Annotated in this window: 12 protein-coding genes and 1 pseudogene; 11 read left to right on the top strand and 2 right to left on the bottom strand. The window is 39.4% G+C overall.

Annotated features, from left to right (window positions below; all coding sequences use genetic code 11):
- The first annotated feature begins 323 nt into the window (after positions 1–323).
- From ACKI4H_RS18005 to ACKI4H_RS18055, 11 genes and pseudogenes are all read left to right on the top strand, one after another.
- Positions 324–713, top strand: coding sequence for an MCR_0457 family protein (locus ACKI4H_RS18005; protein ID WP_407308214.1), 390 nt, complete (start codon positions 324–326; stop codon positions 711–713).
- 115 nt (positions 714–828) lie between these two features.
- Positions 829–1977 carry a D-alanyl-D-alanine carboxypeptidase PBP5/6 gene (dacC, locus tag ACKI4H_RS18010; RefSeq protein WP_407308216.1) on the top strand — a complete coding sequence of 383 codons (1149 nt, stop codon included), beginning with the start codon at positions 829–831 and terminating at the stop codon, positions 1975–1977.
- 94 nt (positions 1978–2071) lie between these two features.
- Entirely contained in the window at positions 2072–2611 is a 540-nt protein-coding gene (locus tag ACKI4H_RS18015) for a gamma carbonic anhydrase family protein (RefSeq protein WP_407308218.1), read from the top strand.
- A gap of 269 nt (positions 2612–2880) precedes the next feature.
- Positions 2881–3132: pseudogene (locus ACKI4H_RS18020) on the top strand (transposase); the annotation flags it as partial.
- A gap of 251 nt (positions 3133–3383) precedes the next feature.
- Positions 3384–4589: an alpha/beta hydrolase family protein gene (locus ACKI4H_RS18025; RefSeq protein WP_407308221.1), complete on the top strand. Its 1206-nt coding sequence runs from the start codon at positions 3384–3386 to the stop codon at positions 4587–4589.
- A 337-nt stretch (positions 4590–4926) separates the two neighbouring features.
- Entirely contained in the window at positions 4927–5412 is a 486-nt protein-coding gene (locus tag ACKI4H_RS18030; protein WP_407308223.1) for an NUDIX hydrolase, read from the top strand.
- Positions 5413–5416: 4 nt separating this feature from the next.
- The gene (gene mnmA, locus ACKI4H_RS18035) at positions 5417–6550 is read left to right on the top strand and encodes a tRNA 2-thiouridine(34) synthase MnmA (protein WP_407308225.1); all 1134 of its coding nucleotides are present in this window, start codon (positions 5417–5419) and stop codon (positions 6548–6550) included.
- A 15-nt stretch (positions 6551–6565) separates the two neighbouring features.
- Positions 6566–7297: a high frequency lysogenization protein HflD gene (gene hflD / locus ACKI4H_RS18040; protein ID WP_407308227.1), complete on the top strand. Its 732-nt coding sequence runs from the start codon at positions 6566–6568 to the stop codon at positions 7295–7297.
- Between the two features lie 317 nt (positions 7298–7614).
- Positions 7615–9003, top strand: coding sequence for an adenylosuccinate lyase (gene purB, locus ACKI4H_RS18045; protein WP_407308229.1), 1389 nt, complete (start codon positions 7615–7617; stop codon positions 9001–9003).
- Positions 9004–9084: 81 nt separating this feature from the next.
- Positions 9085–9723, top strand: a complete 639-nt coding sequence (locus ACKI4H_RS18050) for a DUF2238 domain-containing protein (protein ID WP_407308231.1) — start codon at positions 9085–9087, stop codon at positions 9721–9723.
- A gap of 590 nt (positions 9724–10313) precedes the next feature.
- A complete protein-coding gene (locus tag ACKI4H_RS18055; protein WP_407308234.1) occupies positions 10314–10910 on the top strand; it encodes a hypothetical protein in 597 nt (198 codons plus the stop codon).
- Positions 10911–11012: 102 nt separating this feature from the next.
- Here the strand turns inward: ACKI4H_RS18055 and sohB are convergent, their stop codons facing one another.
- Positions 11013–11975, bottom strand: coding sequence for a protease SohB (sohB, locus tag ACKI4H_RS18060; RefSeq protein WP_407308236.1), 963 nt, complete (start codon positions 11973–11975; stop codon positions 11013–11015).
- A 307-nt stretch (positions 11976–12282) separates the two neighbouring features.
- Positions 12283–13209 (bottom strand): phosphate ABC transporter ATP-binding protein PstB, encoded by a 927-nt coding sequence (gene pstB / locus ACKI4H_RS18065; RefSeq protein ID WP_407308238.1) that lies wholly within the window; start codon positions 13207–13209, stop codon positions 12283–12285.
- Positions 13210–13214: the final 5 nt, after the last annotated feature.

The raw sequence follows: 13214 nt of genomic DNA on the forward strand, positions 1-13214 counted from the left end.
GCGCGTCAGGCTGCAAAAGAAACCAGTAAAGATGAACAAAAATCAGTTTGTGATGACGTGATAAATTACGAAGCATAATTCACAACAGATCATACCTATAGAATGTTCAGCCTATTGAGTATTCAATAAATGGGCATGCAGATTATCCACCTGCCTGCCTATTTTTTCATAAAATACATATAACCCCCCAATGCCATTTTTAAACCTCCTTCATTTATTCTTCAATTTTCAACAGCTTCAATACATTTGAGTACTTACAATTACCCAAAATACGGTTAAGCTTATTTTCATTGTTATTTTTTAAATAATTCAGGTCTGCTTAAATGAAATTATCTATGTTTAAATCGCTATCTTTAGGTCTATTGACCACTGCTCTAATGACAGTTTCAGTAACTCACGCTGCAACACAACAAGAAGAAAATATTAATGTGACTCCCACTCAAAAAATTACTCAACAAGAACTAGCTGCCATTTATGTATTGTCAGAAGTCTGCCCAAGTCTGGTAAAAGATGATGCTCAATTTAAGAGAGGATATTCCAAACTTGCACAAGAATATTTACCTCAGGAAAAGGATGCAGCTTCAGCCTTATCCAAGCTCAGCAAAGAGAAAAAATTTAAATCAATTTTAGCAGAAGCACGTAGCGATGCGAAAAAAGCCGGAGATGCAAAAAACAAAGAAATTTGTCAAGAACTGACCACTTACAGCAATTAATACAAATTGGTTACAATACTTTTAAAATAAGCCGATTTCCCCATAGAAGTCGGTCTAGCTTTATCCTAGAATGCTAGGCTCTTTGTGCCTTATTCACGTATTGGAACCACCTAGAATGACCAGAAAAAGCGCCCTTGCTGCATTATTACTTTTACCGAGTTTCACATACGCAGCAACTGTCTTATCTGCACCACCAGAACTCAATAATAAATCTTATGTTTTGATGGACTATGAGACGGGGCAAATCCTCGCAGCAAAAAATGAAAATGAAAAATTAGCACCGGCTTCAATGACCAAGATGATGACCAGTTACATCATCGAACAGAAGTTATTGGGTGGTGATCTCACGGAAGATGAAAAAGTTCGTATGAACGAATCAGCTTGGTGTCGTGGCAGTAGTACAGAATCATGTATGTATGTACCGCTGAATGCTACCGCAACAGCACTGGAAATGCTTCGCGGAATTATCATCCAGTCAGGTAATGATGCTTCTAAAGCCATGGCAGAACATATTGCCGGGAATGAAGGCACTTTTGCTCACATGATGAATGAAGAAGCAAAACGTATCGGCATGACCAATACCAGCTTCATCAATTCAACTGGTATGCCTGCTGAAGGTCACTACTCGACTGCAAAAGATATGGCGATGCTTGCGCAACATATCATTCATGACAGTTCAAAGTATTACCCGATCTATTCAGAAAAAGAATTTTCGTTTAACGGCATTAAACAAGGCAACCGTAATGCCTTGCTTTATACCGACCCAAGTGTGGATGGCTTAAAAACCGGTCATACTGAAGAAGCAGGTTATTGCTTAACCACTTCTGCTAAACGCGGTCCATTGCGTTTAATTTCAGTGATTTTTGGTGCGCCAAGCATGAACGAGCGTGCATCTCAAACACGTGAAATGTTGGCTTGGGGTTATGCAAACTTTGAAACCGTCAAAGTTCAACCTGCCAATCAGGTTTTAGCGAAAGCGAAAGTTTGGTACGGTAAAGACAATGACGTAAAAATCGGCTTAGCCGAGAATTTCAATGTGACTATGCAAAAAGGTCAGGCAAATGCGATTAAAACTCAATTGGTGGTTCAACCTAAACTCACTGCACCTCTTAAAAAGGGTCAAGTGATTGGTAAATTTGTTGCAAGCATTGATGGTAAAGTAATTTCAGAAAAACCATTGGTTGCACTTCAAGATGTTGAAGAAGCAGGTTTCTTTGCAAGAATAATCGACCATATCAAACAATTCTTTAGTAACTTATTCTAAGTTTAATTTTTAACTTAGACCAAAGCATCCTTACTTCGTTTGGGGTGCTTTTTTATTTTATAATGACTCCATTCCCTTGCCCCGAACTCCCATCATGAAAAAGAATATTCGCTCTTATTTAGAATACCATCCTAAAATTGATGCCACTTGCTATATTGATGAAATGTCCGTGGTGATTGGTGACGTGACTTTGGCTGAAAATGTTTCAGTCTGGCCTTTTGCGGTGATTCGTGGTGATGTGAATCATATTCATATTGGTAAAAACTCTAATGTGCAAGATCATGCGATGCTGCACGTCAGCCACAAGAAAGCTGATAAACCCGAAGGCTCACCGTTAATTATTGGTGAAGATGTCACTATTGGTCATCATGTCAAATTACATGGCTGTAGCATTGGTAATCGTGTTTTAATTGGTATCAGCAGCATTGTTTTAGATGATGTCATTATTGAAGATGATGTGATGATTGGTGCAGGTTCTTTAGTTCCCCCACGCAAACGGCTTGAAAGTGGTTATTTATATGTTGGCAGCCCAGTACAAAAAGTCCGCCCTTTAACGGATAAAGAAAAAGAATTTTTACCTTATTCAGCGCGTCATTATGTGAAGGTGGCAAATAATTATTTAGGACAGGACTAATTTCGTATAAAAATACGATATGAAATTAAAGATGAGATATATTAAAAAACCTCCATAGGCAGTTTTTTAATATATTCCTCTTCTTTATGATAAATAAATTAAGTTGTTAATTAACCCGAATCGCGGATAAGGTTTTTTCTTTAAAATCATAAAATAACTATAATTTTATGATTAATTTTAATCAGTTTTTAGTGGTATCAAATCATAGACTTTTTTATGCTCAAACTGATGGATAAGTCTCAGGATAAATGATCTCACTTCCTTAAGCAGGATTCGGGTTAATTACCTATCATCGAAAGAACATGAAGTCTGTTCAACTTTCTGAATCAGATGAGTATCACTTAAAATAGCGTAATAAAATAGAAACGATATTCAGTCTATTGAAAGAACACTATAATTTAGTGACAAGTAAAGCACGGAGTATTTCAGGCTTTTTAAGTGTGATTTATGCTTCATTATGTGCGTATCAATTAACACATCGAAATAAGCCAACAATTCAAATTATGGAATCATTGGCTTAAACAGGATTGGGGTTATTTAAGAAATAATTATAAAAAATCAATCCTCTCTATTATAAAACTCACCCCTATGATTTAAAAATTTGATTTATATAAAAATAATTAAATCCTGAGATATTCAAATGAAAAAAATACAACTTACCAAAAGAAGTATCTATTATTTTGATTTATTGTAAATTAGTTAGGGCTTATCTTTAACTCAACAATTTTAAGATAAATATCTAATTTTAGATATAAGAGTGGAGAATATTTCCATGCTGAAAATAAAAAATCCTGTTTCAAAAATTATAGTCAGCTGCCTGTGCTTGGGTTCTGCATATGTGTTCGCTGCTCCTGTCCCTACCAATCAAGACAAAACCCAGTTATCTGATATTGCAGCAAAAACACCAGGTACGCTCCTGTCTATAAAAGAGCAAAATCCCGATCTATTTACCAATGCTTCACAACGGTTTTTAATTAATTATCGCAGTCGTGGAATATATTCCGAGCCTATCGTAACTTCTGGATTCATTTTACTGCCTAAGGGCAAGCCCCCCAAAGGTGGCTGGCCTGTCCTAGCCTGGGCTCATGGTACAACCGGTGTGGCAGATACCTGTGCACCCTCCGAGGATTATGTGGGCGGGCCGGTACATGTCTACCAGCAAATCGCAGCAAATGCTCTAAATGCCTGGCTTGCGCGAGGTTATGCAGTGGTTGCACCCGACTATCAAGGTTTGGGTACGCCCACCTTACATCCCTATATGAATGCCCAGAGCCAGTTGCACACTGTCGTCGATGCTGTAAGAGCAGCCCATTTTTTAAAACCTGATCAGTTTAGTAAAGACTGGTATGTCATGGGACATAGCCAAGGCGGTGCTGCCACTATTATGGTAGCAGCACATGGGCAAAAATATGCGCCAGAGTTCAAACTTCGGGGGGCAATTGCCCTTGCGCCGGGAGGTTATCAATATCAGGGAATTGCTGAATATGTAAAAACTTACTCTCAGATTTCACCTAGTGTTGCCTCGTTTTTTCCTATCGTTCTTCTGGGTGCTGAAGCAGCAGAGCCAAGTCTTAACCCTGCGAATCTCGTGACTCCCGAGATGAATAAAATTCTTACTTTTGCGCGTAGTCGTTGTCTTTCAGAATTGCAAGAGGACTTAAAACAAGCACCAAAAACAGTTTTCAAACCAGATGCCAATCTGACACCTCTGATTACTTATTTAAAAAAACAGTCGATTGAAAATATGATACCTACGGTACCTGTGATGCTGGTACAGGGGGATAAAGATCAGCTGGTCGATCCTCGTGGAACTTATGCTTATTTTCAGCAGATTTGCAAAATGAAAAAACCTATCGAATTCCATGAGGTTAAAGGTGGCGATCATCGTGATTCCCTGAGACAAAGTCCAACCCTGATTGGAAACTTTATCAGTTCGGTGGAACAAGGGAAATTTCCAAATAACTGTAATGTGAAATAGTGCAGAAAGTTTAGTAGTTCAGTCATGGCTAGGCGCTGAGAGCAATAAAATTTACTCATTTTTATATATTTTTTAATAGTACCAAAAGTATATTAAGGCTCCCTCTTTTTGAAGGGGGAGCTTTTTCCTCAAAAAAGCTTTTTTGTATTTTGCTAAGTTGATATCAGCCCAATACCTATTAATCGTAAAACTTTTAACATTCCTTCATTTATTTATATTCCCCTATCCTTGTTTCAAAGTCTCAATTACTGACAGAATCAAAGAAATCCCTCCCTCTACATAGCCACCGCCCCCTAAATTTTGTAGAATAGTGCTTTCTTTCCCATGGTGCTTTTCAATGACTGCTTGGACAGCTCACGTTACCGTAGCCACCGTTGTAGAAAAGAACGGTAAATTCCTCTTTGTTGAAGAACATACTGAAGGCGTAACCCATACCGTGTTCAATCAGCCTGCAGGTCATGTCGAAGCTGGAGAAACCGTTATTCAGGCGGCTATTCGCGAAACCATGGAAGAAACCGGGCATGATGTCGAAATCGAATCATTGCTTGGCATCTATACGTATACTCCTCCAATGTTCCCTGACCGCACTTACTATCGTTTTTGCTTCTTGGCACGTGATGTTCAATATCATCCGGATGCCAAGCTCGATACAGGTATTATTGGTGCAGTCTGGATGACGCTGGATGAGTTAAAAGAGTCTGCACGAGCACGTAGTCCCCTAGTGATTAAAGCCGTGGAAGATGCTTTATCTGGTCAAAAATATCCTTTATCGCTCATTTACGAGCACCAAAATTCTCCCTTAATTTCAACTTTGGATGCTTAATCCTATGCAACAACGTGTCATCGTCGGTATGTCTGGTGGTGTAGATTCTTCTGTTTCTGCCGCACTTCTTCTTCAACAAGGATATCAAGTTGAAGGACTTTTCATGAAAAACTGGGAAGAAGATGACGGCACGGAATATTGTACGGCCATGGAAGACCTGGCCGATGCGCAAGCCGTCTGTGACAAGATTGGCATCAAATTGCATACTGCCAATTTTGCCATGGAATACTGGGATCGTGTCTTTGAGCACTTCCTGGCGGAATATGCGGCTGGCCGCACTCCAAACCCGGACATTTTATGTAATAAAGAAATCAAGTTCCGTGCCTTCTTAGACCATGCCGTGAACCTGGGCGCAGACTTTATTGCGACAGGTCATTACTGCCGTCGCGGTGAAACCCTGATCAACTCGCGTGGTGAACAATACGCGCCTTTATTACGCGGCTTTGACCAAAACAAAGATCAAACTTATTTCTTGCATGCAGTACATGGGCGTGAAATTAACAAAACTTTGTTCCCTGTAGGTGAAATTGAAAAACCGGAAGTTCGTCGTATTGCTGAAGAATTAGGTTTGGCTACAGCGAAGAAAAAAGACTCAACCGGGATTTGCTTTATTGGCGAACGTCGTTTTAATGACTTCTTGAAACAGTATTTGCCTGCGCAAGCTGGAAAAATTCTATTAGATACAGGTAAAGAGGTTGGTGAACATCACGGCTTAATGTACTATACGCTCGGTCAGCGTGGCGGCATCGGATTAGGCGGTCTTAAAGGCGAATCTGAAGGTGCATGGTTTGTTCTTTATAAAGATATTGAAAACAACCGTCTTGTTATTGGTCAGGGTCATGAACATCCACTCATGCAAAGTACTATACTTTGGAGTGAAGCGATTGACTGGGTAGCCGGTGAGCAAGAAATTCCAGAAACAGGTTTCCGCTGCACTGCGAAAACCCGTTATCGCCAACCCGATCAAGACTGTGTGATTTATAAAGACAGCAATACGCCAAACGGTGTACGTGTTGAATTTGACCAACCGCAACGTGCGGTGACTCCAGGACAAAGTGTAGTGTTCTACGCAGATGAAGTTTGTTTAGGTGGCGGTGTGATTCATCATACCAATGCGCCAAGACCTGATTTTATTTAAAAGGAAGCGATAGGCATGGCTGAGTTACCCTTTCAACAGCCTCAAACTTTGAATATACGCCAAAACCGTGCTTTGGCGTTGGCAGCTGTGTTCCAATCGACACAGCTAACCCATATGACCGCCATGTCGGGACAGCAGAGTATTGGTGAAAGTGGTAGCTTCTATTTAGAACAACTCATCAAAGCCAGTCTGAATATCCGTCCAACTGCCAACGAATCCTGCCAGACCTTAGATTTTTTTAATCAGCTTGCCGATATTTCCCTCGGTTTAAAAACTTTAGAAAACAGTATTAACCAACCGTTTAATACTTCTCCCAAATCTCGTTTACCCAAACTCTCTAGCGCCAAGTTGCCAATGAGCTATGCCATGGCTCTGTTACAGTTAGAGAAAAAAGTTTATAGCAATCCAAAATTTGTCGAAATCATTGAAAAATCACAACAAAAAATCCTGAAACAACTATCGTTTTTTGATAATAATTATCTTCATCCCAGCATTATTGCCAATCTTGCCCAAGCCTATATTGAAACCGCGGGACAAATTAATCCACGCATTATGGTCAAAGGCAATGCACAGGCATTTAAAGATACTTCCCATACCAATCGTATTCGCGCTTCCCTGTTTACTGGCCTGCAACTGGCGCACTTATGGCGTCAGATTGGCGGCAGTTCATGGGGTATGATTTTCAGTAAGCGTAAGCTGCTTCAAGATATTCAAGATCTTGCCCGTTTACAGTATCAGGTGGTTTAACTGATGCTGTGCGGGCTTTGTTTTACATCGGGACCGTATATGCTGCAAAAATAATGATGATGATGCGTATTTTTTAATGATGCGAAGGCATGGTTTGTAAAACTTAGTTGTTTTAAGTGAGCAAATCATGAGGGAGCAGGATAAAAAACACTCAAGTCTCCAGGGTTGAAATTAGAACAGTCTCAGACTGGGTGATGAAATTTAAAAATAGTCTCGCTATTCTTTGCATTTCTGCCTTGTTTGCTCAGTTTTAATTTTCAAAGCAACATATTTTTGAACCGTATCGGTCCCTCAATTCCAAAGTTTAAGGAATCGCTATGAACGCTTTAACCGCACTTTCTCCATTAGATGGACGCTACGCGAGCAAATGTGATGCTCTACGTCCTTTCCTCTCTGAGTTTGGTTTAATCCATGCTCGTGTGACTGTTGAAGTGCGCTGGTTACAAGCGCTTGCAAACCGTCCTGAAATCACTGAAGTTCCAGCTTTTTCAGCAGCAACCAATGCTGCTTTAGATGCAATTGTGGCTGATTTCTCTGAAGATGATGCAAACCGCATTAAAGAAATTGAACGCACTACCAATCACGATGTAAAAGCGGTTGAATACTTTCTTAAAGAAAAGATTGCCCATATTGATGAATTGAAAGATGCCGGTGAATTCATTCATTTTGCATGTACTTCTGAAGACATCAACAACCTGTCTCACGCCTTGATGTTAAAAAATGGTCGTGATGTTCTGGTTGCTTCAATGCAAAGCATCATCGATGCAATTGCAACTTTGGCTGAAACTCATGCTGAACAACCAATGTTGTCTCGTACGCATGGTCAAACTGCAAGCCCAACCACTCTGGGTAAAGAAATGGCAAACGTGGCTTACCGCCTTGCACGCCAAATCAAACAATTTAACAATGTTGAATTGCTGGGTAAAATCAATGGTGCGGTAGGTAACTACAATGCACATTATTCAGCGTATCCTGACATTAACTGGCCTGCTCATTCACAAGCTTTTGTTGAATCTTTAGGTTTAGCTTTCAACCCATACACCACTCAAATTGAACCGCATGATTACATGGCGGAACTTTTTGATGCATTACGTCGTTTCAATACCATCTTGATCGACTTTAACCGTGACGTTTGGGGTTATATCTCTTTAGGTTTCTTCAAACAACGTTTGAAAGAAGGCGAAGTGGGTTCTTCAACCATGCCGCACAAAGTTAACCCAATCGACTTCGAAAACTCTGAAGGCAACTTAGGCTTGGCCAATGCTGTATTGGCTCACTTGGGCGAAAAACTTCCGATTTCTCGCTGGCAGCGTGACCTAACTGACTCTACTGTACTTCGTAACATGGGTGTTGGTTTTGCACAAAGCCTAATTGCTTTTGATGCATGCTTAAAAGGGATTGGCAAATTAGAGCTTAATGCTGCACGTATTGCTGAAGATTTAGACCATGCTCAAGAAGTATTGGCTGAACCAATTCAAACGGTTATGCGTCGTTACAATGTAGAAAAACCATACGAAAAATTAAAAGCCCTGACTCGTGGTCAAGCAATGACTCGCGAAATGATGGTGAACTTCGTAAATGGCAATGAACTTGAGGCTGTTCCTGCTGCGGATCGTGCACGTCTTGCAACAATGACACCTGCAACTTATACAGGTAATGCAGCTGAGCAAGCCAAACAAATTAAAGATTTAATTGCTAAAATCTAATTAAATTTCAGTCAGAAAAAGCGAAGCTTCGGCTTCGCTTTTTTATTATAATTCCAACACTTTATAGTCGAAAATAACAAGATGATTGAATACCAGCTTACCTTCAAACACTGGCTTAGTTTAGGTTTTTTAACCCTTGCCATGGTGATTGCAAGTATTCATCCTTTAGAAGTTGAAGCATATTTAATGCATCAGGCAGGTACCCTATTTATGCTCGCTGCCTTGTTATTTACCCAGAAGAAAATTGGCCTGAGTTTTTGCAGTTTTACGCTCTATCTTATTTTTTTACTCATCCATATTGTGGGTGCGCATTATCTGTATTCTTATATGCCTTATAACGAATGGCTCATGCAGCTGTTCAGTTTCGACCTCAACCAAGCGATGGGCTGGTCACGTAATATGTATGATCGTTTAGTGCATCTTGCCTGTGGTTTGCTGCTCTATCCTGCGCTACTACGTGTATTTCATATATGGTTGCCTGAGGCTAAACCTTTTACGCTGTTTTTATTGGTGGTGCAGTTCATTATGGCAGCCAGCTTAATTTATGAATGGATTGAGTGGTGGATTGCCCTCATTTTATCACCCGAGGAAGCTGAAAATTATAATGGTCAGCAAGGGGATATCTGGGATGCGCATATGGATATGTTACTGGCGACTATTGGTGCTCTGTTTACAGGTGGTTTAATGCTAATTCAGAGCGGTAAAACCTCACCAAAATAAGCTTGGGAATGAATGAAGTGTGAATTCATTTTAATATTTTAGACTCACCCAAACCTTTATTTTAAAATTTATCATAAAACTCAAAACAGACTCGATGACTCTTTTGCTTAAGCGCTAAATTTTCTTCAAGCCTCAAATACCTATTATATTTTGATTAATCAAACTGAATTGCGACTCGTTCAAAATAATTTCTTTTACCGCATAGGTTTTTTAAAATTGAACTATTCCACAAGCCTGGAATTAGGCTATAAAATGGAAAAGTAGTCTGATGATTTTTATTCTTAAGATTTGGAAGAACAAAAATATAAGTCAGAAATGACAATAGAATAATGGTCAAAAAACCCAAAAATAATAAAAATGTTAACATCCTTCACATAGTTTTAATCGTCTTCATAAAGTATCTAAAATAGCATAAGTCATTTTTTTATAAATAAAAAAATAACGAAGTAAGCTTTAGCTATTCTAAAAATTGAATAATCAATATCACTCAGATATGGCTAAATACCCAAAGTATCAACAAAAATTAACCAAGTTTGTAAATTTTAAAATGTATAAATATCATACAACACAACCAATGTAGGTCAAAGAAAATGGCACACAATATAGTTCTGATCACATGGCCTGAATCATCCCATGCATTTGAAAATTTTAGTAAATTAAAAAATTCACCAATTCAGAATATTAATGAAATCACACTCCTTAAACGTCAAGAAAATGGACAATTTAAAATTGAAGAACAAATGAACCCGGATCAGGATACTGGCATTTTGAGCGGCAGTCTGGTGGGGGCACTTATCGGAATATTAGGTGGCCCATTCGGCATTATTTTAGGTTTTACAGCGGGCGCATTAATTGGTGGAGCTTATGATATTAATAATGAAAAAAATGATTTAGCTGTATTGGGTAAAATTAGTCAGGCTTTACCTCTAGGTACTGCAGGATTACTCATTGATATTTATGAAGATTCTGAAGAGTTTCTTGATGCCTTGTTTGAAAAAACCGGAGCGACGATTTATCGTTGGAGTTTTGACGATGTACAATCGGAAGTTGAAGCAAGTGTTGAAGCGTGGCATGAAACGCAGCGTATTGCGAATCAGACCTTAAAAGAACAAAAAAAGGCTGAGCATAAAGCAAAACGCCAAGCCAAATGGGAAGCGCTTAAAGCTCATTTCCATCATGCAGAATGAGCAGCCTACACAATGCGCTATTATGTTTTCTGCTTCAGGACTTTTGATGCCTAACTAAAAAAGCTCACTAATGTGAGCTTTTTTATAATAGAGCGATTTAAATTACAGTTTAGGATCACGCATTTGTACCAAGTTTGCATTGGCTTTACTTAAACTTTCCATCACTTTATTCATGATTGCAGGAACCAAGCCATCTGCCATTTGTGCTGCTTGCAAGCCCAGCTTTTCACCCAAAGTCGGTTTACGGCGCATATCAAGTACATAGACATCATGCTGCGCCAATAAATTCAACAGATATTCATCTGAAGTTTGCAGTTTGTCGATCAAGTTTAATTCAAGTGCATCTTTACCATACCAATGCTCGCCTGTTGCGACTTTTTCAACATTTAGTTGGGGACGGTATTTTTCAACAAAGTGCTTGAACAACTCATGGGTTTGTTGTAACTCTTCTTCAAATTTGGCTTTACCTTCAGTAGTATTTTCGCCAAACATGGTCACAGTACGTTTAAACTCGCCTGCGGTATAAAGCTCGAAATCGATATGCTTTTCTTTTAGCAGACGGTTAAAGTTAGGCACTTGAGCAACCACACCAATAGATCCCAGCACTGCAAATGGCGCAGAAACAATTTCATTGGCAATACAGGCCATCATATAACCGCCACTTGCCGCCACTTTATCGACACAAATCGTCAGGTTAAAGCCTGCATCACGCAGACGTACCAGTTGTGCAGCAGCCAAGCCATAACCATGCACCATACCACCCGGACTTTCCAATCGAACTATTACACGGTCACGCCCTACTTTTGCCGTCGCTAAAATCAGGGTGATTTCTTCACGTAAACTTTCTACCGCAGATGCAGCGGTGTCTCCCTTAAAATCAAGTACATAAATTTTTTGATTATTCTTTTTACGTAAACGCGCTTCCTTGGAAAGCTGTTGAGTCAGTTGCAACAGTTCAAATTTAGACGCCGTAGCTTGCGCAATTTTTTTACGTTGTTCATTAACGCGCGCATTTAAATGACTAATTCGAATTTCAGCCGGCAATTTGGGGGTATGGAATAACATATAAAATGATTTCTCTAATTGTATGTGCAGTTGTCTTTAACATGAGGTCAAAACCTTGAAAATTCAATATGAATTTTATTAATCATCCTATTATAAGGATATTTCTCCTTTAAGCAGTTTCGGCATTGAATCATTTCCTCAGCATAAAAACATATGTCTACAGATCATCATTGAAATAAAAAATAAAGCTTAAATAATTGCCAGCTGAACCCATCAAATTTCGTATTGAGACAAAAATATGTGATAAAAAATGGATAATTAAATAAAAAAGAGCTTCTCAGCCCTTTTTTTCAATACCTTCATTTTACTAACCAAAACGACCGGTAATATAAGCTTCCGTCAATTGATGATCGGGCTGGGTAAATACTTTTTCAGTGGCATTCACTTCAATCAGGTCACCTAAATGGAAGTAGGCAGTACGATCTGATACACGTGCTGCCTGTTGCATTGAGTGCGTCACAATGGCAATGGTGTATTGCGTCGAAAGCTCTGAAATCAGTTCTTCAATTTTCGCCGTAGCAATTGGATCAAGCGCTGAACAGGGCTCGTCCATTAGAATTACTTCCGGGCTAACTGCAATGGTGCGCGCGATACATAAACGCTGTTGCTGACCACCGGAGAGACCTGTACCCGGCTGGCTTAAACGGTCTTTCACTTCATCCCAAAGTCCGGCTTTATGCAGGCTATTTTCAACAATTTCTTCAAGGTCGTATTTGTCACGCGCCAAACCATGCAGTTTTGGACCATAAGCGACGTTATCGAAAATTGATTTCGGGAAAGGATTCGGTTTCTGGAATACCATGCCGACTTGTGCACGCAGCAATACCACGTCCAGATTAGGATCATAGATATCCTGATTATCCAGCATCACTTTACCCGTCACCCAGCACGAATCGATGGTGTCATTCATACGGTTTAAAGTACGCAGAAAAGTTGATTTACCACAACCAGACGGACCAATAAAAGCAATCACTTCATTTTCGTAGATATTGATATCAATACCTTTAATGGCTTCTGCTTGACCGTAGTAAACATGGACATCTGAGGTGCTTATTTTCACATTGACTATTTCATTGTCTTTTTTAGCCGAAGGACTGGTATCAAATTGAGAAACATATGAAGTCCCTTGACGCTTTTTATCTACTTCAGGTGAGGTAAATTGCTTCTGATCTTGATTCACGGTTTGATCCTGTTCTAAGGAATTTGTTTTTGACATCGCTGTTACAGTATTCATATATT

Origin of the sequence: Acinetobacter sp. (assembly GCF_045628685.1) — a bacterium.
In the GTDB taxonomy this organism is placed as follows: Bacteria; Pseudomonadota; Gammaproteobacteria; order Pseudomonadales; family Moraxellaceae; genus Acinetobacter.